General features: G+C 64.0%; 25 protein-coding genes, 1 tRNA gene and 1 other RNA gene. 10 read left to right on the plus strand and 17 right to left on the minus strand.

The genetic code is table 11. The features are described from left to right. Positions 1-127: 127 nt before the first annotated feature. The 4 genes from ACK4FH_RS02775 to ACK4FH_RS02790 form a co-directional block, all read right to left on the minus strand. Complete coding sequence (locus ACK4FH_RS02775) at positions 128-1462, minus strand: alkyl sulfatase dimerization domain-containing protein (protein ID WP_409811018.1); 1335 nt, start codon at positions 1460-1462, stop codon at positions 128-130. 150 nt (positions 1463-1612) lie between these two features. Next, the gene (locus ACK4FH_RS02780; RefSeq protein ID WP_409811020.1) at positions 1613-2467 is read right to left on the minus strand and encodes an SDR family oxidoreductase; all 855 of its coding nucleotides are present in this window, start codon (positions 2465-2467) and stop codon (positions 1613-1615) included. A 45-nt stretch (positions 2468-2512) separates the two neighbouring features. Next, positions 2513-2968 (minus strand): N-acetyltransferase family protein, encoded by a 456-nt coding sequence (locus ACK4FH_RS02785; protein ID WP_409811022.1) that lies wholly within the window; start codon positions 2966-2968, stop codon positions 2513-2515. A 73-nt stretch (positions 2969-3041) separates the two neighbouring features. Then, a complete protein-coding gene (locus tag ACK4FH_RS02790; protein WP_409811024.1) occupies positions 3042-3806 on the minus strand; it encodes an SDR family oxidoreductase in 765 nt (254 codons plus the stop codon). Positions 3807-4012: 206 nt separating this feature from the next. Between ACK4FH_RS02790 and ACK4FH_RS02795 the strand changes: the two genes are divergently transcribed. After that, positions 4013-4684, plus strand: a complete 672-nt coding sequence (locus tag ACK4FH_RS02795; RefSeq protein WP_409815121.1) for an OmpA family protein — start codon at positions 4013-4015, stop codon at positions 4682-4684. A gap of 59 nt (positions 4685-4743) precedes the next feature. Here the strand turns inward: ACK4FH_RS02795 and ACK4FH_RS02800 are convergent, their stop codons facing one another. Both ACK4FH_RS02800 and ACK4FH_RS02805 read right to left on the minus strand, forming a co-directional pair. Next, positions 4744-5247, minus strand: coding sequence for a DinB family protein (locus ACK4FH_RS02800; protein ID WP_409811026.1), 504 nt, complete (start codon positions 5245-5247; stop codon positions 4744-4746). Continuing rightward, the gene (locus tag ACK4FH_RS02805) at positions 5244-5720 is read right to left on the minus strand and encodes a glutathione peroxidase (protein ID WP_409811028.1); all 477 of its coding nucleotides are present in this window, start codon (positions 5718-5720) and stop codon (positions 5244-5246) included. The genes ACK4FH_RS02800 and ACK4FH_RS02805 overlap by 4 nt, the downstream gene beginning before the upstream one ends. A gap of 73 nt (positions 5721-5793) precedes the next feature. Between ACK4FH_RS02805 and ACK4FH_RS02810 the strand changes: the two genes are divergently transcribed. Continuing rightward, positions 5794-7158 carry a hypothetical protein gene (locus ACK4FH_RS02810; RefSeq protein WP_409811030.1) on the plus strand — a complete coding sequence of 455 codons (1365 nt, stop codon included), beginning with the start codon at positions 5794-5796 and terminating at the stop codon, positions 7156-7158. Positions 7159-7245: 87 nt separating this feature from the next. Next, on the plus strand, positions 7246-8550 hold the full coding sequence (locus ACK4FH_RS02815) for an EAL domain-containing protein (protein ID WP_409811032.1): 1305 nt from the start codon (positions 7246-7248) through the stop codon (positions 8548-8550). A gap of 65 nt (positions 8551-8615) precedes the next feature. Here ACK4FH_RS02815 and ACK4FH_RS02820 read toward each other — a convergent pair. Beyond that, positions 8616-8702 (minus strand) — tRNA-Arg (locus ACK4FH_RS02820). A gap of 165 nt (positions 8703-8867) precedes the next feature. Between ACK4FH_RS02820 and dapD the strand changes: the two genes are divergently transcribed. From dapD to murI, 4 genes are read left to right on the plus strand one after another with little or no spacing between them, the layout of a single operon-like run. Then, positions 8868-9713, plus strand: a complete 846-nt coding sequence (gene dapD, locus ACK4FH_RS02825; protein WP_409811034.1) for a 2,3,4,5-tetrahydropyridine-2,6-dicarboxylate N-succinyltransferase — start codon at positions 8868-8870, stop codon at positions 9711-9713. A 59-nt stretch (positions 9714-9772) separates the two neighbouring features. After that, complete coding sequence (gene dapE / locus ACK4FH_RS02830; RefSeq protein ID WP_409811036.1) at positions 9773-10957, plus strand: succinyl-diaminopimelate desuccinylase; 1185 nt, start codon at positions 9773-9775, stop codon at positions 10955-10957. After that, on the plus strand, positions 10954-11559 hold the full coding sequence (locus ACK4FH_RS02835) for a hypothetical protein (protein WP_409811038.1): 606 nt from the start codon (positions 10954-10956) through the stop codon (positions 11557-11559). Before dapE ends, ACK4FH_RS02835 begins: the two co-directional genes overlap by 4 nt. Then, a complete protein-coding gene (gene murI, locus ACK4FH_RS02840; RefSeq protein WP_409811040.1) occupies positions 11556-12380 on the plus strand; it encodes a glutamate racemase in 825 nt (274 codons plus the stop codon). Before ACK4FH_RS02835 ends, murI begins: the two co-directional genes overlap by 4 nt. A gap of 49 nt (positions 12381-12429) precedes the next feature. Here the strand turns inward: murI and truA are convergent, their stop codons facing one another. From truA to ACK4FH_RS02860, 4 genes are all read right to left on the minus strand, one after another. Beyond that, entirely contained in the window at positions 12430-13170 is a 741-nt protein-coding gene (truA, locus tag ACK4FH_RS02845) for a tRNA pseudouridine(38-40) synthase TruA (protein WP_409811042.1), read from the minus strand. Further along, positions 13170-14102, minus strand: a complete 933-nt coding sequence (fmt, locus tag ACK4FH_RS02850; RefSeq protein ID WP_409815125.1) for a methionyl-tRNA formyltransferase — start codon at positions 14100-14102, stop codon at positions 13170-13172. The genes truA and fmt overlap by 1 nt, the downstream gene beginning before the upstream one ends. 2 nt (positions 14103-14104) lie before the next feature. Next, complete coding sequence (def, locus tag ACK4FH_RS02855; RefSeq protein ID WP_409811044.1) at positions 14105-14626, minus strand: peptide deformylase; 522 nt, start codon at positions 14624-14626, stop codon at positions 14105-14107. A 92-nt stretch (positions 14627-14718) separates the two neighbouring features. Beyond that, a complete protein-coding gene (locus tag ACK4FH_RS02860; protein WP_409811046.1) occupies positions 14719-15141 on the minus strand; it encodes a hypothetical protein in 423 nt (140 codons plus the stop codon). Between the two features lie 163 nt (positions 15142-15304). Here ACK4FH_RS02860 and ACK4FH_RS02865 point away from each other — a divergent pair, with 163 nt between their 5' ends. Continuing rightward, positions 15305-16405 carry a DNA recombination protein RmuC gene (locus ACK4FH_RS02865; protein ID WP_409811047.1) on the plus strand — a complete coding sequence of 367 codons (1101 nt, stop codon included), beginning with the start codon at positions 15305-15307 and terminating at the stop codon, positions 16403-16405. A 118-nt stretch (positions 16406-16523) separates the two neighbouring features. Further along, positions 16524-17870 (plus strand): alanine/glycine:cation symporter family protein, encoded by a 1347-nt coding sequence (locus ACK4FH_RS02870; RefSeq protein ID WP_409811049.1) that lies wholly within the window; start codon positions 16524-16526, stop codon positions 17868-17870. Positions 17871-17877: 7 nt separating this feature from the next. On the opposite strand, the gene recR is transcribed toward ACK4FH_RS02870, so the two are convergent. From recR to ffs, 4 genes are all read right to left on the minus strand, one after another. After that, a complete protein-coding gene (recR, locus tag ACK4FH_RS02875) occupies positions 17878-18477 on the minus strand; it encodes a recombination mediator RecR (protein ID WP_409811051.1) in 600 nt (199 codons plus the stop codon). A 4-nt stretch (positions 18478-18481) separates the two neighbouring features. Then, positions 18482-18790 carry a YbaB/EbfC family nucleoid-associated protein gene (locus ACK4FH_RS02880; RefSeq protein WP_409815128.1) on the minus strand — a complete coding sequence of 103 codons (309 nt, stop codon included), beginning with the start codon at positions 18788-18790 and terminating at the stop codon, positions 18482-18484. Between the two features lie 5 nt (positions 18791-18795). Further along, complete coding sequence (locus tag ACK4FH_RS02885; protein ID WP_409811053.1) at positions 18796-20667, minus strand: DNA polymerase III subunit gamma/tau; 1872 nt, start codon at positions 20665-20667, stop codon at positions 18796-18798. Positions 20668-20706: 39 nt separating this feature from the next. After that, positions 20707-20803: signal recognition particle sRNA small type (gene ffs / locus ACK4FH_RS02890), an RNA gene on the minus strand. 140 nt (positions 20804-20943) lie between these two features. On the opposite strand from ffs, the gene nudC reads away from it, so the two are divergent. After that, positions 20944-21906 (plus strand): NAD(+) diphosphatase, encoded by a 963-nt coding sequence (nudC, locus tag ACK4FH_RS02895; RefSeq protein WP_409811055.1) that lies wholly within the window; start codon positions 20944-20946, stop codon positions 21904-21906. On the opposite strand, the gene ACK4FH_RS02900 is transcribed toward nudC, so the two are convergent. Together ACK4FH_RS02900 and ACK4FH_RS02905 are read right to left on the minus strand one after the other, a co-directional pair. After that, positions 21907-22776: a prephenate dehydratase gene (locus ACK4FH_RS02900; RefSeq protein WP_409811057.1), complete on the minus strand. Its 870-nt coding sequence runs from the start codon at positions 22774-22776 to the stop codon at positions 21907-21909. Then, positions 22776-23552 carry a 3-deoxy-manno-octulosonate cytidylyltransferase gene (locus ACK4FH_RS02905; protein WP_409811059.1) on the minus strand — a complete coding sequence of 259 codons (777 nt, stop codon included), beginning with the start codon at positions 23550-23552 and terminating at the stop codon, positions 22776-22778. The genes ACK4FH_RS02900 and ACK4FH_RS02905 overlap by 1 nt, the downstream gene beginning before the upstream one ends. Positions 23553-23657 lie beyond the last annotated feature (105 nt).

Raw genomic sequence — 23657 nt, forward strand, 5'->3', positions numbered from 1 at the left:
CCTATCTCTCCAGTGTTCCCTCTGATGGCGCGGGCCAGGTTCCTCCCCCCCTCCCTCGGGCCCGCCCTCAATCTGACCCTCCCGCGCGATACGCGTGGGAGGGTTTTGTTTTCCGGGCCTGCCCCGGCTAGGGGACCTCGTTCTTCCCTGCCTTGAAGGCGCTTTCGCGTTCGGCCCAGCCGAAGATGCCTTTCGACATGAGGGAGAGTTCGGCCTTGCGGCGGGCGCCATAGACGTTCGCACGGGTCATGTGGGCATCGCGGTTTTCGGGCTCGGCCAGCGTTGCGGCTTCGGCGAGGTGGCAGGCGAGGCGCATGTCTTCCTCGCGGCCTGTGGCGGCGAGCTCTTCGGCGCGCTTGCAGAGCTTCGCGACGCCGCCTGCGAGGCTTGCGATCTCGGCGGCGACGACGGCATCGGGCGCGGGCTTCAGCCGCGAGGGATTGCCGTCATACCAGCCGCCATAGAGCCGCCAGATATTGTGGATGATGAATTCCGGCTCGTCATAGACGGGTTTCAGGTATGGCTTGTCCATGTAATGGGCGGGGAGCTTCACGCCGTGGATCAGATCGTCGAGGCGGGCGCCGTCATTCATCATCTGGAGCGAGCGGGAGACGAGGAACTCGAGCGCGGATGCAATCGTGTCGAGGACTCCTGCGATGCGCGCCTTGCCCGAAATGGGGAGGCCGTGAGCGGGCAACAGAAGCTCGGGCTCCTTTGCCGCCATTTCGCGCAGCGCCTTCGCCCATTCAAGCGGGAAACGCTGCACCTTTTGCGGATTGCCGGCATTCGGGAACACCCAGGTGACGAAATCGCCGGAGCAGATGGCTTTATGTTGGGGGATCCAGGCCCAGAGATGATCGTCGGTTTCGCCGATCGCGTGGCGCAATTCGAAATGAAGATCGCCGGAGCGGAATTCCATTGCGTCGCGGAAGGTGACATCCGGATCGACCCAGGGATCGGGACCGAAGCGGCGCACGGGCGGCTTGCCCTGACTGTTATCCGCGCCCGCGCCCATGCGCAATTCGGTTGCGGGGGCGAATTGCCGCGCATTGATGGTGAAGTTGTAGCCATTGGTGAGTTCGTAGCGGCGGAAGCGGGGCCTGACATTCTCATGCCCCGTGATGCGCGGGCGGGGATGGCCCTTCTCGCAGGCCTCGCAGAGAATGGCGCCGGTGCCGCCGACATGATCGGCATGGCCATGCGTGTAGCAGACATGGGCGACGGGCTCGTCCGACCATTTGCGGAGCGATTTCAGGACGCCACCCGCGAAGGCTTCGAGGCTCGTGTCGAAGAGGACGAGGCCATCGCCGGTGCGGAAGGCGACGACATGCGAGAAGGCCTCGATGAGGGCCACGCCATCCGCGACCTCGGAAAGCTCCGTCGTCGGACGGTTGACGAGGCCGGCGCCTTCATAGATGTCGTTGTCGATATAGCGCGCGGATGTGGCGAGAAGATCGGCCATGAGGTTCTCCCTTCTGGTTTTGAGGGAGATTAGCGCAGCCGCAGGCTTCGTCTATCGGGATCGGAGGGAATTTCGTGAGACGGAATTATGTGGAGAGGCTGCCCCTTCACCCCTCCCTCTCCCCGGAGGGGAGAGGGAGAGCTTTCGCTGTCAGTCCTTCTGCTTCAGCCCCAGCATGCCCGCGATCATCTTGTCGAGGGTGCGCTTCGAGGCGAAATTCATGACGAGTTTTTCGGCGAGGCGGCCTTTGACGGCCGAATAGCGGACCTTGGGATTGGGCGTGGTGAGCGCCTTCAGGATCAGTTCGCCGAGCTTTTCGGCGGGGAGGCCGTCGCGGCCCTGGCCGACAAAGACCTTCTGGAAGTTTTCGAGGATCGGGCGGTAGGGCGAATTGGCGTAGCGGGAAATGTCGATCTCTTCGGCCTTGTCCCAGATGGCAGTTTTCACCGGGCCGGGGCCTATCACCACCACGTCGATGCGGAACATCATGAGCTCGCGGCGGAGCGCCTCGGAAAAACCTTCAAGCGCGAATTTCGACGCCGCATAGGGCCCGAGAAAGGGCATGGCGCGGATGCCCGCGACGGAGGAGATGTTGACGATGCGGCCGGGCTCGCCCTTCAGCGCGCGGTCGGTGCCGAGAAGCGGCGCGAAAGCCTGGGTGACGAGGAAGGGGCCCGTCACATTCACTTCCATCTGCTTGCGGAATTCGTCCGGGTCGAGATCGATCAGCGGGCCGGAAACGGCGATGCCAGCATTGTTGACGAGGCCTGCGAGTTTTTCGCCCTTCAGCGCCTCGCGCACCTGCGACGCCGCAAGGGCGATGCCCGCCTCGTCGGTCACGTCGAAGACGAGGGGGACGAAGCTCTCACCGAGATCCTTTTTCAGCGCGGCGGCGTCATCTTCCTTGCGGACGGAGCCGAAGACGCGAAAGCCTTTTTTTGCGAGAACGCGGGCTGCGGCATTGCCGATGCCGGTGGATACGCCTGTGACGACGACGGATTTCATGCGATGTCTCTCCAATGACCAGAAGGGATCAGATGGTCATTTCATTCAAAGTTCAAGATCATATCTGACCCAGTTGCGCGATTTGGCCAGCTTGTCATAGAGCGCGCGCGCCGTCTTGTTGCCGGTATCGGTCTGCCAGTAGAGGCGAAGCCAGCCTTCGGCGCGGCCCCTTTCCGCAAGCGCCCCGATCAGCGCGCGGCCAGCGCCTGCCCCTCGCGCTTCCTCGCGGACGAACAGGTCCTCGAGATAGCAGACGGGCTTCGGGCTCCAGGTGCCGGGATGAAGAAGCGCATGGGCAAAGCCGATGGGCCTGCCTTCGCCTTCCGCAATGAGGCCGATATGGCCCGGCGCGGGGCGCAGGAAGCGTGCCCATGTGTCAGCGGTCGTCTCCGGCGGGAGCGCGGTTTCATAGAAGGCGAGGTAGGCGCTCCACATCCCGCTCCAGACGTCATGGTCGGCGGCGGCGAAAGGGCGGATGCGGACGATCTTCTGCGCACTCATTTGCCGCTCCCTCACCCTTCCCGCCTTCGGCGGGCCCCTTCCCTCTCCCCGGAGGGGAGAGGGAAGGGCTAAATCACGCCGCTGTGGCGCCGCCATCGATCACCATTGTCTGGCCGGTCATGAAGGCGCCGGCGGGGCTTGCGAGAAAGACTGCCGCGCCTGCGATCTCGTCCGGCATGCCGATGCGCTTGAGGGGCGCGCCGGCCGTGGAGCGTTCGAGAATGTCCGGGTTATCCCACAGCGCCTTTGCGAAATAGGTCTTGATGAGGCCCGGCGCGATGCAGTTCACACGGATGTTCGAGGGACCGAACTCGACGGCAAGATTGCGCGCGAGCTGCATGTCGGCCGCCTTCGAGACGCAGTAGGCGCCGAGAATGGGCGAGCCGCGCAGGCCGCCGATGGAGGAGATGATGGTGATGGAGCCATCTTTCCGTTCGACCATCTGCGGCAGGACCATATGAGCGAGCCAGTGGTTCGACTTGATGTTGGCGCCCATGATCTTGTCGAAGGCGTCATCCGGCAGATCCTTCGAGGGACCGAAATAGGGGTTAACGGCTGCGTTGCAGACGAGGCTGTCCACCCTGCCCCATTTCTTCATCGTGGTATCGACCAGGCGCTGGAGGTCCGCCTTGTCGGAAATGTTGCAGGGAACGGCGATAGCGCTGTCCGCATGTTTCGCGTTGATCCCGGCGGCAACCTTGTCGCAGCTGTCGGCCTTGCGGCTGGAGACCACGACTTTCGCGCCATGTTCGGCCATGCGGTGGACGATGGCCTCGCCGATGCCCCGTGTGGAACCGGTGACAATGGCGACCTTTCCTGTCAGATCGAACAGACTCATGACACTTTTTCCCTCCCTTGCGGCGAATTACAGGTTTCGCCCTTGAATTTCCGTTCTCGCCGGGCACGGCCTTTGATAGTCTCACAGACAGACCGGCGGGGTATGGGGTCTTCATACACTATCGAGCACGGGAACTGGAAGGCGGGAACCCATTGTCCCGCCGGGCGTTCCGGTGTCGGGCAACAATTGAATCGGAGCAAAACATGCTGATGAAGAAATTTGCCGTGCTGGCAGTCTGTGCGAGCTTCGGGCTTGCCGCCTGCACCACGCAAGACCCCTATACCGGCGAACAGAAAACAAGCAAGGCAACCTATGGCGCGATCGGCGGCGCGCTGGCCGGCGCGCTGGCCGGCGGCCTGATCGGCAAGGGCGATGCCAAGGACCGGCGCCAGCGGGCGCTGATCGGCGCGGGCGTGGGTGCGCTCGCCGGCGGCGGCATCGGCTACTACATGGACCAGCAGGAAGCCGAACTGACAAAGCGGCTGCGCGCCTCGGGCGTCAGCGTGACGCGCGTCGGCAACGACATCATTCTCAACATGCCGGGCAATGTCACCTTCGCGACCAACTCCTCCGATATCAATGCGCGCTTCTATGAAGTGCTGAACTCGGTGGCGATCGTGCTCAAGGAATACAACCAGACGCTTGTGGACGTGACCGGGCACACCGACTCGACCGGCTCGGCGCAATACAATCTCGAACTGTCTCAGCGGCGCGCGCAGAGCGTGGCCGGCTATCTGATCGGACAGGGGCTCGACGCAAGGCGTTTCTACATCGTCGGCATGGGTCTTTCGCAGCCGATCGCCTCGAACGACACGCCGCAAGGCCGCGAGCAGAACCGTCGTGTGGAAATCCGCCTGTCGCCGCTGACGACAAGCTGATTTCCGGGTTCAGCCCGGATACGGAAGGCCCGGTGGAAATACCGGGCCTTTTTCTTTGACTAACGGGGCGCTGCGAATTGCGTCAGCGGGTTGTAAGGCATGTCGGTGTTGCCGTAGTCGACGCCCATATGCGTCAATTCCGATGTCACCTGCGAGCGGTGATGGGTGGCGTGGTTGAAAAGCTGTGCCCACCAGAAGCTGCGCGGCAGGCGGCGGCCACTGGCCATGGCGATAATCTCGTCGAACCAGCCGGGCGCAGCACTTTCGCACGCGAGGCGGAGCCGCGCATCGAGGCCGATGCGCGCGGCGCGCAGGGTGTCGAACTCCGTTTCGATGCGGCGCTTCGGATCGAAAGGTGGCGGCGCCTCGCCACGGATGTAGCCGAAGATGTGACCATCCACCATCAGGATGTGATCGAGCGTGGCGAGGATATTGCCGAAGAACATGCCGCGATCGCGCATCAGTTCCTCGCGCGGCAGAGGCGCCAGAAGGCCATAGAGCTTTTCGTTCTGCCACTGATTGTAGCGCGACATCTCGACGGCGATCTGGCCATAGCCGCTCATGCAAGCAGCCTTTCGATTTCGGCCATGAGCGCCGCATCGAGCGGGCTCACCTTGCTCGGATAGATGTTCACGAGTTCGCCGGAAGGGCCGATCAGATATTTGTGGAAGTTCCAGCGGGGCCGCGCATCCTCGCCCGCGATCTCGCTCACCCAGCGATAGAAGGGGTGCGCCTCGGCGCCGACGACCTGCTGCTTCGCGGTGAGGGGGAAGGTGATCGAGTAATTCACTTCGCAGAAGCTCGCAATCTCCTGTTCGGTGCCGGGCTCCTGCGCGCCGAAATCGTTCGACGGTACGCCGATGACGGCAAGCCCGCGCGCGCGATACCGTTCCCACAATCCCTGCAGCTCGCGATATTGGGGCGTGAAGCCGCAGCGGCTTGCCGTGTTGACGATGAGGACGGGCTTTCCTTCGAAACGCGACAGGGGCAGCGCCTCGCCGGTGATGGTCTGGAATTCGAATTCAAAGGCCGACATCTGGCTTCCTCCTCGCCTATGCTGCGGCGCTCATTATAGCATGGGCGCAGAAGACGGCGAGGGAGCGGGGTTCATGTGCGATACGCTGGTGGCGCGGGGGACAGGCGCGGCGAAGGGGGCGATGGTCTTTGCCAAGAATTCCGACCGCGAGGCAAACGAGGCGCAATATCCCTTCTTCGCGCCGGCCGCTGCTCACGCGAAAGGCGAGCGGCTGCGCTGCACCTATATTGAAATTCCGCAGGCCGCGCATACCCATGCCGTGCTGCTGTCCCGGCCCTTCTGGATGTGGGGTGCGGAGATGGGCGCGAACGAGCATGGCGTCGTCATCGGCAATGAGGCGGTGCATGCGAAGATTGCGCCTTCCTCCACACCCGCGCTGATCGGCATGGACCTGCTGAGGCTCGGGCTCGAACGGGGCGCGAGCGCGGCGGAGGCGCTCGACACCATCACCCGGCTCCTCGCCGAATATGGGCAAGGCGGGAACTGCGCTCACAAGGGCCGGTTCGAATATCACAATTCCTTCATCGTCGCGGATGCGGCGGAGGCCTTCGTGCTGGAAACGGTGGGGCGCGAATGGGCGGTGGAGCGCGTTGCAACGAAGCGGAGCATCTCGAATACCTATTCCATCGGGCGGGACTATGAGCGGCTGAGCGCGGGCGCGGAAAATCTTGCGCGCGAACATGGGCTACTCACGCGAGGCGAGACGTTCGATTTTGCGGATGTGTTTGCGAACCGGAAACGCTCGGCGCTCGCAAGCGGGCATCAACGCTGGTGCCGGACGACGGCGCTGCTTGATGCGCGGCAGGGCGGGCTCGGCGCTGCCGGCATGATGGCGTTTCTGCGCGACCACGGGGCGCAGGCGGCGCGCAGGCCCGACTGGCGGCCGGACGGGATACTCGGCGGGGCGGTGTCGGCCCATTCGACCTATGGGCCGGTCCGGCGCTTCGGGCAGACGACAGCCTCCTGGGTGGCGGAAACGGATGGCACCCGCATGGTGCACTGGCTGACGGGGACGGCGGCGCCCGATACCGGGATATTCAAGCCGGTCTTCTTCGGGCCGGGCTGGACGGGGGCGGCAATTCCGGATTTCGGGCCGGCGCCTTCCGACATTTTCGATCCGCGCACGCGCTGGTGGCGGCATGAACGGCTGCACCGGGCGGTGCTCGGTAATTATCCGGAGCGGATGGCAGCCTTTGCGGGCGAGCGGGACCGGCTGGAGGCGAGCTTTGTCGAGCGGGTGGAGGCAATTCTCCGGCGGGGCGGGAGCGCGGACGAGGCCACCGCCCTTTCCCGCGCGATCTGGCGGGAGGCCGACCGGGCGGAGGACCGCTGGCTCGATCTCGTGAAGAAAGTGCCCGAGAACCCCGCCTACCGGCCCTCCGGCCCGATGGCGGCCCATTGGGGCGGTCTTGCAAGGCAGGCGCGGTTTCCTGGTTAACGATTTCGCAAGATGCCGCCCATTAAGGTGAAGATCGAGTGAACTTCATCTTGCGCCGTCTCGGGGCGCCTGCGGGGGCATGCGACAATGCGGGAACATCTTGATTTGAGCCGTTCGGGCCGGCAGGCTGCCGCGACCTTGCTCTATCTCGTGCCCTCCGGTGGTCTCGTTTTCGGGCTGATCCATCTCATCGGCTTCGCACCGGAACTTGCGCTTCTGACCGGCCTCATCGCCGCGATGCTCGGCGCGGAAGCCCATGCCGCGATCAACCGCACGATCGAGCGGAAGGAAGTGCGCAAGGAACTGCAGGAACTGACGAGCCTTGCGGCCGGCCTCTCGCGCGATCTCGACGACGCGGCGGACAAGATCATCGAACTGGAAGACCGCATCGAGCGCGAAACGGAAGAGCGCATGGAGCGCATCTTCTCGGAAATCCGCGTGGTGGAAAGCCTCGTGAAGCGGCTTGCAGAAGCGCGCAACTCCGGCGCGGCGCAGCCCATCGAGGCATCGGCGCCTGTGGCCGAGGTGGCGCAGGTGCTGCCGGAAGTGGCCGACAGCATGGTGCCGCCGCCCAGGCCGGAAACGCGGCTTGAGGACATGAACGACGATGAACTGCTCGACACGATCCGTCATTCGCTGGAGACGAACCGCGTCGACCTCTATCTGCAGCCGGTGGTGAACCTGCCGCAGCGAAAGATCATGTATTACGAAGGGCTTTCGCGCCTGCGCACAGAGAGCGGCGAGATTATCCTGCCGCGCGACTATATGCGCGTGGCCGAACCTGCCGGCATGATGCCGACGGTCGACAATATTCTTCTGTTCCGCTGCATCCAGGTGGTGCGCAAGCTCGCCCAGCGCAAGAGCAAGGCGGGTGTGTTCTGCAACATCTCGGCCTTCTCGCTGCTCGACGAGGATTTCTTCCCGCAATTCGTCGAATATATGCAGCACAATACCGATCTTGCGCAGCATCTCATTTTCGAGTTCAGCCAGGCGACGGTGAACGGCGCCGGGCCCGTGGAACAGGCATCGCTCGATGCGCTGGCGGCGCTCGGCTTCCGCTTCTCGATGGACCAGGTGACAGACCTCCGGCTCAACCCGGCGGCGCTGCATGACCGCAATTTCCGCTTCATCAAGGTCTCTTCCGCGACCATGCTCGAGGGCACGCATTCGGCGGGCGACATTCACGCCGCCGATTTGAAGGAACTTCTCAAGCGCAACGGCATCCAGCTCATCGTCGACAAGGTCGAGCAGGAGCGCGAAGTGGTGGACGTGCTCGAATTCAATGTCGATCTCGGCCAGGGCTTCCTGTTCGGCGAGCCGCGCCCGGTGCGCGACAGCGTACTGAAGGAAATGCCCGTGAAGGCGCCCGAGATGCCGCTGGCGGCGGATTGAGGCCCCCTTCCATATCTTTGAATGCAGACGCCCGCTCAATGGCTTATTGCCGGAGCGGGCGTTTGAATAAACGAGGGGATTCGAACTCCTGAAACGGTTGCCCGTTTGGCCGTTTCGCAAACGGCTGCCTTAAGCCACTCAGCCACGTTTCCACCTCTATTTATACTTCGGCACTGCCCTCTCTTCGAAATTTTCGGCGCTAGGCTCGAATTTTCTCTGTCCCAAATGGAGGATTGGATTTCCAGCGTCCGGTTGACAGGGGTGGCCCCCCGGCTATCTTGCCCCGGCCTATCACGCCCCCGCAGGAGAGCCCTCCCATGAGCTTCGCCGACCTCAAGCCCGTCATCGAACGCGCCTTCGAGAACCGCAAAGAGATCAACGCCCAGACCAAGGGCGAGGTGCGCGACGCCGTGAACGAGGCGCTGGCCGCGCTCGACAGCGGCAAGGCGCGGGTGGCCGAGAAGTTTCAGGGCAAATGGGAAGTGCATCAGTGGCTCAAGATGGCCGTGCTGCTGTCCTTCCGGCTGAACGACATGGCGCTGATCGCGGGCGGGCCCGGCGAGAACACCAACTGGTGGGACAAGGTGCCCTCGAAGTTCGAAGGCTGGGGCGAGGCGGAATTCCGCAAGGGCGCTTTCCGCGCGGTGCCGGGGGCTGTTGTCCGCCGCTCGGCCTATATTGCGCCCAACGTCGTGCTGATGCCATCCTTCGTCAATCTTGGCGCCTATGTGGACGAGGGAACGATGGTGGACACATGGGTGACGGTCGGCTCCTGCGCGCAGATCGGCAAAAATTGTCACCTCTCGGGCGGCGTCGGCATTGGCGGCGTGCTGGAGCCCTTGCAGGCGAACCCCGTCATCATCGAGGACAACTGCTTCATCGGCGCGCGCTCGGAAGTGGTGGAAGGCGTGATCGTGGGCGAAGGCGCGGTGCTTTCCATGGGCGTCTTCATTTCCGCCTCGACCAAGATCATCGACCGGCAGACGGGCGAAGTGCATATCGGCAAGGTGCCGCCCTATTCGGTGGTCGTGCCGGGCTCGCTGCCGGGCAAGCCGAACCTCGATGGCTCGCCCGCACCGTCGCTTTATTGCGCTGTCATCGTGAAGACGGTCGATGCGCAGACCCGTGCCAAGACGGCGATCAACGAGCTGCTGCGCGACTGAGCCTGCGTTCACGCCGCAGTCATTTGACGGCTTCGGGGGCGCGGGTTACCAAGGTGCCCATGAACGCGCCTCAGACCCCTGCCCGCCCCTATGATCCGCTTGCCATTGCAGTGGAGCTGATCCGCTGCCCGAGCGTGACGCCTGCGGAAGCGGGGAGCCTTGGCGTCCTCGAAAAATATCTCGGCCCGCTCGGCTTCCGCTGCGAGCGGATGCACTTTTCGGCTGAGGGGACGCCGGATGTCGACAATCTCTATGCGCGGATCGGCACCGAGGCCCCGCATTTCTGCTTTGCGGGACACACGGATGTCGTGCCGGTAGGCGAGGCCTCTGCCTGGACGGTCGACCCCTTTGCGGCGGACATAAAGGATGGCCGCCTTTACGGGCGCGGCGCAGCCGACATGAAGAGCGCGGTTGCGGCATTCGCGGCGGCAGCGGAACGCATTGTCCGTGACGGTTTCAAAGGCTCGATCAGCCTCCTCATCACGGGCGACGAAGAGGGCCCGAGCATCAACGGCACCATCAAGATGCTGCAGGCGCTGGCGGCGCGGGGCGAGACGATCGACCATTGCCTGGTCGGCGAACCGACCAGCGTGGAGCGGCTTGGCGACATGGCGAAAATCGGGCGGCGCGGCAGCATAAACGGCTGGCTGACGGTGAATGGTACTCAGGGCCATGTCGCCTATCCGCATCTCGCCGACAACCCGGTGCCCAGGCTTCTTGAAATGCTCCGGCGGCTCGACGCGCATGTGCTCGATGAAGGAACGGATCATTTCCAGCCGTCCAATTTCGAGATCACTTCGGTCGATGTGGGCAATCAGGCGACGAATGTCATTCCCGGCAGCGCGCGTGCGGTTTTCAACATCCGCTTCAACGATCTTCACACCGGCGCTTCGCTCGACACATGGATGCGCTCGGTCTGCGACGCGGTGACGGCGGAAAGGGGCGGCAGCTACACGCTGAAGACGGTGACGAGCGGCGAGGCGTTTCTCACCGCGCCCGGCGATTTCTCGGCGCTGATTGCGCGCTCCATCGAGAAGGTGACGGGGATTGCGCCCGAGCTTTCGACGACGGGTGGCACATCGGATGCGCGCTTCATTCGCGCCTATGCGCCTGTGGTGGAGTTCGGCCTGCCGAACGCGACCATGCACAAGTCGGACGAGAATGCGGATGTGGACGAGATTTCGCGGCTGGCGGATGTCTATGAGGAAATATTGCGCGGCTATTTCGGCGGGGCCATTTCGTGAACGGGAATGAACTCATCCGCGCGATGACCGGTGCTTTCTATCTGCTGATGGGCGATGAGCGGGCGCGGGGCTGCTTCGACCTTACGCCGGCGGGCGCGATGCGGAGCTTCACGGGGCTACTGCTTTCGCTGCCGGTTCTCTTTTTCTCGTCGACCGCAGCCTGGCGGCTTGCCATGAGCAACGAGAACTTTCCCGTCGAGATTCCCTTCGGGCCCTTCATCACGGCCGAAATGCTTGGCACCATCGTCTTTTGGGCGGCGTTCCTCTATGCCATGTCGCGGATTTCGCGCGCAATGGGGCTTTCCGGCGCCTATCTGCCCTATCTCGTGACCTTCAACTGGGGAATGCTGTTCACCAATCTCGTTTTCGCGCTGCCGCTAGTGCCCTATTCGCTGGGACTTTATGGCGCGGGGCCGGCGCTTTTCTTCATGCTGCCGGCACTTGTCGTTCTCTTCCTCTATCACTGGCGGATTGCGCGCGATGTGCTTGGCGCGGAGCAGGGGCGCGCCATCGCCATCGTGCTCTTCGCGGCGCTGCTCAGTTTTTCCATCGACCAGATTTTCGGATTCCTGCTGATCCCCGCCGGAGGCCTTGCCGGATGAGCGACGAGCGCCCCATCGGCGTGTTCGACAGCGGCATTGGCGGCATCACGGTGCTGAAGGCGCTGCGCGCGACGCTGCCGCATGAAAACCTTGTCTATCTCGGCGACACGGCGCGGCTGCCCTATGGCACGAAGAGCGCGGAAACCGTGACCGCCTATGCGACGCAGGCAACGAAACATCTGCTCGGCCATGATGTGAAGATGGTGGTGATCGCCTGCAATACGGCATCTGCCGTTGCGCTTGAGCCGCTGAAGAAGGCGCTGGCGCCTATCCCCGTGATCGGCGTGATCGAGCCCGGCGCGAAGGCGGGGACGAAAGCGACCAAGACCGGCCGCATCGGCGTCATCGCCACGGAAGCGACGGTGAAGGGCGGCGCATATATGCGCGCGATCCAGGCGGCGATGCCCGGGGCGGAAGTGACGCAGGCGCCGTGCGGGCTTTTCGTGACGCTGGCGGAAGAAGGCTGGGTGAAGGGCGATGTGGCGGAAGCGGCGGCGCGGCGCTATCTCGCGCCGCTCTTCAAAGGGCGGAACGCGCCCGACACGCTGGTGCTTGGCTGCACGCATTTTCCGGTGCTGGCACGCACCATTGCGAAGGTCGTGGGCAAGCAAGTGAAACTTGTCGACTCGGCCGCGACAACCGCGAAGGCGGTGACGGAAGCCCTTGCCGAGCGCGGCCTTGCCGCGAAGCGGAAGGCCAGGGGCAAGACGCGCTTTCTTGCGACCGACAGCACGGAACGCTTTGCGCGCGTGGGCGGTATCTTTTTTGGCGAGGAGATCCGCGCGAGAGATGTCGAGCTTGTGGACATCATGCCGGGGTGAGGCGGCCCCTCACCCAACCCTCTCCCCGGAGGGGAGAGGGCTTAAGCTTTCACTCGTAGTCAACCTGCAGCAAGTAGAGGCCGTCCGGCGGGGCGACGGGGCCGCAGGCGGCGCGGTCCCTTGCGGCGAGCGCCTTTTCGACGTCGCGCTTCGTCCATTTGCCCTCGCCCACCTGCTTCAGCGTGCCGACGAATGAACGCACCTGATTGTGCAGGAAGCTCCGCGCGCGGCAGGTGATCTCGATTTCCTCGGCATAGCGGGCAACGGAAATTTCATCGACGGTTTTTACCGGCGATTTCGCCTGACACTGGACCGAACGGAAGGTCGTGAAATCATGTTTGCCGACAAGCGCCTGCGCGGCGGCGTGCATGGCATCTGCGTCGAGCGGGCGGTTGACGAGCCAGGCCTGACCGCGATCGAGCGTCAAGGGCGCGCGGCGATTGACGATGCGGTACATGTAATGGCGGCGGATGGCGGAGAAGCGCGCCTCGAATGTGTCCGGCACTTCTTCCGCCTCGACAATGGCGACCGGATGGGGCCGCATATGGGCGTTCACCGCATCGCGCAGCGTGTCGCAGGCGACCTGCCTATCGAGATCGACATGGGCGACCTGACCGAGCGCATGGACGCCGGCATCGGTGCGGCCGGCGCCGTTCACCTTCACATCCTGTCCGCAGAAGCCCTTGATGCCTGCTTCCAGCACATGCTGGATGGAGAGGCCGTTTGCCTGCGCCTGCCAGCCGACGAAGGGCACGCCGTCATATTCGATGGTGAGCTTGTAGCGCGGCATCAGCCGACGACCTCGCCGGGCTCGAGAGGGAAGCCGCGCAGGAAATCGCGCGCGAACATGGGTGCCTTGCCGGCGCGCTGCAGCTCGGAAATTTCGAGCGCGCCCTGCCCGCAGGCGATCACGATCGTATCAAGCGCGGAGAGGATTTCGCCGGGCTTGCCGGATTTCGCGGCGGTCACTGCGCGGATCACCTTGATGCGGGTGACCTCGCGGCCGCGCGCGATTTCGAAGTAGGCGCCGGGGAATGGCGTGAGGCCGCGGATATGGCAATCGAGTTCTTTTGCAGGGCGCGACCAGTCGATGCGGGCTTCCGCCTTCTCGATCTTCTTCGCGTAGGTGACGCCTTCTTCCGTTTGCGGGCGGGCTTCGAGCGCACCGCGCGAGAGAGCGGCGAGCGCGCGGACCATAAGCGAGGCGCCGATCTGCGACAGGCGGTCGTGAAGGCTGCCTGCCGTCTCATCGGCTGCGATGGCGACGCGCTCGGCGAGGAGTACGGGGCCGGTGTCGAGCCCTGCTTCCATCTGCATCACCATGACGCCGGTTTCGGCGTCGCCCGCCATGATGGCGCGCTGGATGGGCGCGGCGCCGCGCCAGCGCGGCAGGAGCGAGGCATGAAGATTGAGGCAGCCGAGGCGCGGCGCCTCGAGCACGGGCTTCGGCAGGAGAAGGCCGTAGGCGACGACGATGGCTGCATCGAGATCGAGCGCGGCGAAGACCTGCTGCTCGGCCTCGCCCTTGAGCGAGACGGGGGTGAAGACGGGAATGCCATGCTCTTCAGCAAAGCGGTGCACGGGCGAGGGCTGCTCGGCCATGCCGCGGCCTGCCTTGCGCGGGGGCTGCGAATAGACCGCGACCACCTCATGGCCGGCGGCGAGAATTTCCGCGAGAACGGGAACGGAAAAATCCGGCGTTCCCATGAATGCGAGCCTCAAGCTCAAGCCGGTTCCTTCATGAGCTTCTTCTGCTTCATGAGCTTCTTCAGCATCATGGAGCGCTTGACGCGCGAGAGATGGTCGATGAAGAGGACGCCTTTCAGATGGTCCATCTCGTGCTGCAGGCAGGTAGCGAGAAGTTCGTCGCATTCCTCCTCGCGTATCTCGCCCTGATAATCGAGATAGCGCACACAGCAGCGCGCCGGGCGCTCGACTTCCTCGTAGAGATCGGGGACGGAGAGACAGCCTTCTTCGTAAACGGCCGTATCTTCCGAGGTCCAGATGATTTCCGGGTTCACGAAATAGCGCGGCTGAGGCTTCTCACCTTCGCGGGCAAGGTCCATCACGATGACCTGCTTCGGCACGCCGATCTGGATCGCGGCAAGGCCGATGCCCGGCGCGTCGTACATCGTCTCCAGCATGTCGTCCATCAGCGCGCGCAACTCGTCGTCCACCCGGGAGACGGGTTTCGAGACCTCCTTCAGCCGGGGGTCGGGCGCGGTGATGATTTCGCGTATGGCCATGCGCCTGACATAAGCCCGGGGCGGAAGCCGGTCAAGCCAGCCCGCCCCGGAAGCCCGGATTTCCCCGGTTTTTCGGCTGTTTCAGGCCGGCATCATTCGCACATGGCGACGCAGACCTGGCTTTCATTGATCTGGCCGCCGCAGGAGCGGTAGCACATCTGATAGTCCAGTGTGCATTGCTGGGACTGCTGGCAGGCGCTGTAATTGGCGCTCCGCGAGGGCTCCGACGGCAGGCCGTATTTATCCGGCGCGGCGGCATGAAGCTTCAGGTCGTTGATATATTTGTCGCGCGCCCTTTCATAGGCGATATCGGCGTCCCGGTCCGCCTTCTGGCGGCAGGCGACGATCCTGTCCTGCTCGGCCTTCTGGCAGGATGTTTGCTGCACCTGGCAATTCTGCACGCATTTCATGCCCGCATCGGTCGAAGGCGGCACGAAATCATAGCGCGTTTCCATGACCGGCCCGCAGGCCGCAACCAAAAAGGCGGCAAGAAGCGCCACAAATCCCAAGCGCATGGGAACCCCCAATAAATTTGCCCCGCAGGGCCATCAACCCGGCGCGAATGATAGGCAAATCATCCGGACCGGGTAAGCCGAAAATGAGACAGCCGGGGCCGGCTTGCCGGGGCAGAAGCGGGGAATCGGCTATAGTCCGGGCGGACCTGCGGGAGACTCAAGTATGAGCGATATTCTGATCCTTGTTGCCGTGCTGGCCGCCGCCCTGCTCGGGGCGCTGGCAGCGCTGCTGCTGCGCGGCAGAGGCAATATGGCAGACCCTCAGGTGGCGGAGCTGGCGCGCCAGCAAACGGAACTGATGGGCCGTCTTGCCGCAATGGCGGAGGCACAGGCGCAGACGCGGGCCGAGATCACCTCGACGCTGAACGAGCGGCTGGAAAATGTCAGCCAGCGCATGGGACTGAGCCTCGAATCAAACGCCCAGAAGACCGCGGAGACCCTCGGCAATCTGACTGTGCGGCTCAATGTGATCGACGAGGCGCAGAAGAAGATGACCGAGCTTTCGGGCGAGGTCGTCGGACTGAAGGATATTCTCGCCAACCGGCAGGCGCGCGGCGCCTTCGGGGAGGTGCAGCTGAACGATATCGTGACAAATGCATTGCCTCCGTCGGCCTATAGTTTTCAGACGACACTCAGCAACGGAACGCGGGCGGACTGCCTGATCCGGTTGCCTAACCCGCCCGGCCACATCGCCATCGACGCAAAGTTTCCACTCGATGCCTATCACGCGCTTCGCAACGCAAGGGACGAAGCGGAGAAGACGGTGGCGGCGCGGCAATTCCGCAGCGATCTCAACAAGCATGTGGCGGCGATTGCCGAGAAATACATCGTGCCGGGAGAAACGGCAGAATCGGCGCTCATGTTCCTGCCGTCGGAAGCGGTCTATGCCGAACTTCATGCGAGCTTTCCCGACGTTCTGACCAAGAGCTATCAGGCGAGAGTGTGGATCGTGTCGCCCACGACGCTGATGGCAACGCTCAACACGGTGCGCGCGGTGCTGAAAGATGTGGAGATGCGCAAGCAGGCGGGTGTGATTCAGAAATATGTGGGTCTGCTGCTCGGCGATGTGGGGCGGCTCAACGACCGGGTCGGAAGCCTTGAGCGGCACTTCCAGCAGGCTGAAAAGGATATCGGCGATATCCGCAAATCGGCGGATGCGATTTCAAGCCGCGGCGAAAAGATCGAAGCGGTGGAAATGGGCGAAGAGGATGCCGCCGATGCGCTTCCCAAGCCGCCGAAGAAGACTGGCCTGTCCGCCGACTGACCGGCCTCTCCTAAACGGGGAAAAAACGGGTCGCCGTTTCTCCAATCTTTGCTAGTCTCCCCTGAGGCAAACGGGGACAGGCGGCGCCGCAAGCGGGCTGCCATATGGGGGCTTACGCATGGAAGCGATCGAGAGTTTCGTCTCGGCGGCAAATGACATTCTCTGGGGCTGGCCGATGCTCATCGCGCTGGCGGCCACCGGCCTCTTTCTCACCATCGGCTTGCGTTTCATGCCCTGGCGGAAGCTGCCCGAGGGTCTGAAGCTCTCGGTACGCCCCTCGAAAGGCGCGGGCGACATTTCCCCCTTCCAGGCGCTGATGACGGCGCTCGCAGCGACAGTCGGCACCGGCAACATCGCCGGCGTCGCCACCGCGATCTATTTCGGCGGGCCGGGTGCGCTCTTCTATATGTGGGTAATCGCGCTTGTGGGCATGGCGACGAAATATTCCGAATCCGTTCTTGCGGTCGCCTATCGCGAGGTCGACGAACTCGGCAATCATGTCGGCGGCCCGATGTATTACATCAAGAACGGCATCGGCCCGAAATTCCCGAAGCTCGCTCTTGTTCTGGCGCCTGCCTTTGCCGTCTTCACCGCGCTTGCTGGCTTCGGCATCGGCAATGGCGTGCAGGCAAATTCGGTCGCTCATGCGCTGGAGGACAATTTTGCGGTTCCGGCCGCTGTCACCGGCGTCGTGCTGATGATCGTGGTGGGTCTTGTGCTGATCGGCGGCATCAAGCGTATTGCGGAGGTGGCGAGCGCGCTGGTGCCGACCATGATCATCGCCTATATCGGCGGCGCCGTTCTCGTGCTTGCCTATAATTATGCGGCGATCCCCGCCGCCTTCGCGCTCATCTTCCAGTATGCCTTCACGCCGGAGGCCGCCGAAGGCGGCGCCATCGGCGGGGCGATCCTGCTTGCGATCCGCTGGGGCTTCGCGCGCGGCATCTTCTCGAACGAGGCGGGGCTCGGCTCGGCCGCCATAGCCCATGCGGCGGCGAAGACGGACGATCCGATCCAGCAGGGGCTGGTCGGCATGGTGGGCGTCTTCATCGACACGCTCATCGTCTGTACGCTGACGGGCCTCGTCATCATCACGTCGGGGCTCTGGACGGGCGATATCAACGGTGCGGCGCTGACAAGTGCCGCCTTTGCCAATACGCTGCCCTGGGGCGGCACGCTTGTCGCGGTATCGCTTGCGCTCTTTGCCTTCACCACGCTGCTCGGCTGGAGCTATTACGGCGAGCGGGCGGTGGAGTTCCTGTTCGGCGTGAAGGCGATCTGGCCGTATCGCATCGTCTGGGTGCTGGCGATCCCCGTTGGTGCGATGACGAGCCTCGAACTCGTCTGGAACATGGCGGATGCGTTGAACGCCATGATGGCGATACCGAACCTGATCGCGCTCTTCATTCTTGCACCAGCCGTCTTCGCAATGACGCGGAACTACTGGGGCGCAAAAGAGAAGTAGAGCCGGCTCAGAAAGGGCGGCGGGACTTCATGGCGGCTGCAAGCGTGCCGTCGTCGAGATAGTCGAGCTCGCCGCCGACCGGCACACCATGCGCAAGCCGCGACACAGCGATGCTGAGGCCCGAGATGCGGTCGGTTATGTAATGCGCGGTCGTCTGGCCATCGACGGTCGCGTTCATGGCCAGCACGACTTCCCGAACGCCGTCCGTTGAAAGCCGCTCGACGAGCTTGCCGATATTGAGATCGTCGGGGCCGACGCCATCGAGAGCGGAAAGGACACCGCCCAGCACGTGATAGCGGCCCTTGTGTGCCCCTGCCCGCTCCAGCGCCCAGAGATCGCCCACATCCTCCACCACGCAGAGCACATGCGGGTCGCGCGCCGCGTCTACGCAGATGGCGCAGGGGTCTTGCGTGTCGACATTGCCGCAGGTGGAGCAGATGCGCGCCTTGTCCGCCGCATCGGCCATCGCGGCGGCAAGCGGCATAAGCAGCGTTTCCTTTTTCTTGATGAGCTGAAGCACGGCGCGGCGCGCGGAGCGGGGCCCAAGGCCCGGCAGCTTCGCAAGCAGCGCGATCAGGCGCTCGATCTCCGGCCCGGTGACGGCCATGAGGTCAAAGCCCGAGGCCGGGCGGCAGCGGCAGGCCGCCAGCGACCGATTTCATCTTCTCGGCAGCAAGCAGCTCGGCTTTCGATTTCGCGTCGGCGCAGGCAGCGACGATGAGGTCTTCAAGGATTTCGCATTCGTCTTCCTTCATCAGCGAGGGATCGACGGAGACTTTCTTCACCTCGCCCTTGCCCGACATGACGACGCACACCATGCCGCCGCCCGAGCGGCCCTCGACTTCGGCCGCTTCCAGCTCCTGCTGCATGCTGGCCATGCGGGACTGAAGCTGCTGGGCCTGCTTCATGATGTCGAACATATTCTTCACGCGTCGGGCTCCCTGTTGTCATATTCGGCGGCGAAGGCATCGGGATCGATGCCGGGATCGTCGGGATCGGCCGGCATGATCTCCTCGCCTTGCGGCAGTTCGAGACCGGGCTCGCGCACATCGACGATTTCGGCGCCGGGAAAAAGTGCAAGCGCCGCTTTCACCAGCGGGTCTTCCTTCGCACGGTCCTTTGCCGCTTCCTCACGCGACTTCGCCTGTTCGCGAAGCGTCGGTGCGGGCGCGACGGCGCCGCGCGCGATCGACACTAACCAGCGCGCGCCCGTCGCCTTGGACAATGCGTCGGACAGTTCGCTTGCAACAGTCGCGGGCGTGCCCTCAAGCGGGCTGATCTCGATGCGGCCGGCCTCGAAACTCACGACGCGCACACCCGCCTCGAGAATCCCCTTCAGCTTCACCTCGCGGCGCTCGGCGAGCAGCTTCAGTACATCCTCGATGCTCGAGAGAACGAGAGCCGGCGCGGCCTGCATGGGCGCGGGGCGCGGCTCCGTGCGGAGACTGGAGACGGCGCGAAGCTGCGCGCGCGGGCCATCGGAAGGCGGTGCGGCGCCACGCGACGGCGCAGGACCGCCCGTGCCGCCGCTGCCCTTCAACTGCTCCAGCAATTCTTCCGGGCCCGGCCCGTCCGCGACATAGGCAAGGCGCACCAGCACCATTTCGGCGGCTGCGATGGGCCGCGCGGAGGCCTGCACTTCGGTGAGGCCCTTCAGCAGCATCTGCCAGGCGCGCGCGAGCACACGGATCGGCAAGGCCTTTGCCATTTCCGCGCCGCGGCGGCGCTCCGTTTCCGACATGGCGACATCGTCCGCCGCGCCTTCGACGAGTTTGAGGCGCGTCAGCCAATGGGTAAGCTCGGCGAGGTCGGAGAGGACGACGGCGGGATCGGCGCCAACATCATATTGCGCGCGAAGTTCGGTCAGCGCGCCGCCGATATCGCCCTTCATCAAGAGGTCGAAAAGATCGAAGATCCGGGCGCGGTCGGCAAGTCCCAGCATGTCGCGGACATCGGCCTCGCGCACAACATTCTCACCATGCGCGATCGCGCGGTCGAGAAGCGAGAGCGAATCGCGCGCGGAACCATCCGCCGCGCGGGCGATGAGCTTGAGCGCGGCGTCTTCTGCCTCGACATGCTCCTGCTTCGAGACCTTTGCGAGAAGGCCCGAAAGCTCATCGACGGATAGGCGGCGCAGATCGAAACGCTGGCAGCGCGAGAGGACCGTGACCGGCACCTTGCGGATTTCGGTGGTGGCGAAGATGAACTTCACGTGGGCGGGCGGCTCTTCGAGCGTCTTCAGCAGGCCGTTGAAGGCCTGCTTCGAGAGCATGTGAACTTCGTCGATGATGTAGACCTTGTAGCGCGCAGAGACCGGCAGGTAGCGCACGCTGTCGATGATCTCGCGGATGTCGTCGATGCCGGTGCGGGAGGCGGCGTCCATTTCCATGACATCGACATGGCGCGATTCCATGATCGCGTCGCAATGGATGCCGGGGCCGTCTTCCATATGGATCGTCGGCTTGTCCACGCCCGGCTTTTCATAGTTGAGCGCACGGGCAAGGATACGGGCGGTCGTCGTCTTGCCGACGCCGCGGACGCCCGTCAGCATGAAGGCATGGGCGACGCGATCCGTCTCGAAGGCGTTGCGCAGCGTGCGCACCATCGCCTCCTGGCCGACGAGATCCTCGAAGACAGTGGGACGGTATTTGCGGGCGAGAACCTGATAGCCCGTGGCGGCGGCAGGCTTCGCAGGTGCGGGCGCATCGCCGAGATCGAAACCGGGCTCGGTCGCGGGGTCGGGCCTGTGGGGCGCCTCATCATCATGGGCCGCGAGATTTTCCACGCCGTCATCCATGGAAATCGCGGGCTCCTTTGAGGCAAATGGCTGGAAACGGGTGGGAGACTGGACAGCGACCCGAGCGAAACTCGTTACGGCTGCTTCCTTCCGGACCTGACCGGGTTGGCGAGGGACTCGTCCGCGCCAGCCTCCCGAGGGGACTATATCAGGGGAATGGGCGGCGGATGCAAGGCTTGCAGTCCGAATCGGCATTTCGCACGGGAGATTGAGCGGATTTGCGGCCTGTGCCAGTCTGCGCCACCTCGCCATTCAACGACATAACCGGAAACGTCCATGGCCCTGCCCGCAAATCCGAATATTTTTGCCAATAATCCGCTCGACCGCGCGAGCTATCGCCGGGCCGACAAGGCTTGGCTCGATGAGCAGCTGAAGAACCGGGCGAGCCTTTTCGTGCCGTTCCGCCGCCAGAAGCGGCACGACTGGGAGCCCTTCGTGCTGCCGGAAGCGCAGCCGAGCCAAGGCAAGGATATCGGCTGGACACCAGCTTCGCTCCTGCCCGAACTCGCGGGCGACGGCATCACCGTCTTTCTCGGCATCAACAAGCGGGGCAAGGCGCTGTTCGCCGCAGATGTGAGCGGCACGAAGGATGTGGAAAACCATCCGGCGCTAAAGGGACAAGGCGCATTCGAGGATCTGCGCGGGCTTGCGATGGCAGGTGAGATCACGCCGACGGAACTTGCGATCATGGCGCAGGCGAAGTCGATGATCGACTGGCACAGCCGCCACGGCTTCTGCTCGGTCTGCGGTGCGGCAAGCGAGATGGCGGAGGCGGGCTACAAGCGCGTCTGCCCGTCCTGCAAGGCGGAGCATTTTCCGCGCACCGACCCCGTCGTCATCATGCTCGCGACGCACGGCGAGAAGTGTTTTGTGGGCCGGCAGGAAATCTGGCCGAAGGGCATGCATTCGGCGCTGGCGGGATTTGTGGAGCCCGGCGAATCGATCGAGGAAGCAGTGGCGCGCGAGATGGAGGAGGAGGCGGGGATTTCGGTTTCCACCGTCACCTATCACTCGACGCAGCCATGGCCCTATCCCTCATCGCTGATGATCGGCTGTCATGCGGTGGCGGATTCCGAAGAGTTCAAGGTGGACGGCGTCGAGCTTTCCGGCGGGCGCTGGATCACGCGGGAGGAAGCGCGGAAAATTCTCGCCGGCGAGGGCGACGGCACGATCTGGCTGCCGCCGGCCTTCGCGATCGCGCATCAGCTCATCAAGGCTTTTGCCGAGGGAAAGGTCTGATCACTCGCCGGGCGCAATTGCCGCGCGATAGGAATGGGCCTTGTAGACGCCGAGGATTCGCAGCTCGCTCGTGAAGAACTCAAGCTCCTCGAGCGCGAGGCGGACATGGCGCGAGGCGGGGTGGCCTTCGATGTCGGCGTAGAACTGGCTCGCATTGAAGGTGCCTTCGAGCTGGTAGCTTTCGAGCTTCGTCATGTTAACGCCGTTGGTGGCGAAACCGCCCAGCGCCTTGTAGAGCGCGGCAGGTACGTTCCGCACACGGAAAATGAAGCTCGTGATGACGGGTTCGTCTTCGGGCTCGGCGTCGTTCGGCTCCTTCGCCATGATGAGGAAGCGCGTCGTGTTGTGCTCGGCATCCTCGACATTGGCGCGCAGCACATCGAGCCCGTAGATTTCGGCGGCGAGCGTGGAGGCGAGCGCAGCACGCGATGGATCGCCTGCTTCGGCGATCTGGCGGGCGGCACCTGCGGTGTCGGCTGCGACGACCGCCTTCAGGCCCAGTTCACGGATCACGCGGCGGCACTGGCCGAGCGCATGGACATGGCTGTGGACGGATTTCAGTCCATCGAGCGTCGCGCCCTTGAGACCCAGAAGCTGATGACGCACGCGCAGGAAATGCTCGCCCACAATATAAAGTCCGGCACCCGGAATGAGGTGATGCACGTCTGCGACGCGGCCGGCGAGCGAGTTTTCGACCGCGATCATGCCGAGCCGCGCGCGGCCCTCGTTCACGGCAGCGAAGACATTCTCGAATGTATCGCAAGGCAGGCTGACCATATCGGGGCAGGCTTCATGGGCCGCGATATGCGAATTCGCGCCGGGCTCGCCCTGGAAGGCGATGGTCTTTTCCGGCAAGGCGCCATCCGTCATTACACTGATCTCCGGGAGAGCGCCGCACGCGCCTTTTCGAGGTCGGCGGGAGTATCGACACCGAGGGGAACAGTGTCAACGAGCGCCACCTCGATCGACATGCCCGCCTCCAGCGCGCGCAACTGTTCGAGCTTCTCGCGCCGTTCGAGCGGCGATGGCGGCAGCGCGACGAAACGCGCCAGCGCCTCGCGGCGATAGGCATAAAGCCCGATGTGATGATAGAGAGGGCCCGGCCCCCAGGGCGCTGTGGCGCGCGTGAAATAGAGCGCGCGGGCAAGCCGCGCGCCTTCAAAGGCGGCAACGGCCTTCACCACATTCTCGTTGGTGCGTTCTTCCTTGACCGTGATTTCGGCGGCGAGGGTGGAGATGTCGGCGCCGGGACGGATGAGTGCATCATAGGCGGTGCGGATCAGGGCGGGATCGAGCGTCGGCAGGTCGCCCTGCACATTGATGACGATGGAGTGGCGGCCCTCGGGGTCAAGTTCGCAGACCGCCTGCCAGACACGGTCGGAGCCCGAAGGCAGGTCCGGGTCCGTCAGCACGGCCTCGCCGCCCGCCGCATGGACAGCATCCGCGATTTCCGCTTCCGCGGCGGCGACAACGACCCGGCCGATCTCCGCCTCCCTGGCGCGGCGCCAGACCTGGACGATCATCGGGGCACCGCAGATATCGGCCAGCGGCTTGCCCGGCAGGCGGGTCGAGGCCATGCGGGCAGGTATCACCACGATCGGATGTCCGGCTGCGTCGCTTCCCTTCACCGCCGTTCGATCCGGCATGCTCTCTGCCCCCTCATGCGCGGCATCCGCGAATATGGTTTCGTCATGGTGCGGCGGATCGCCGCAATTCCCAAGCCCTGCCTTCGTCCATGCCGGAGCGACGGG

It is taken from the genome of Parvibaculum sp. (assembly GCF_046297875.1).
Lineage (GTDB): Bacteria > Pseudomonadota > Alphaproteobacteria > Parvibaculales > Parvibaculaceae > Parvibaculum.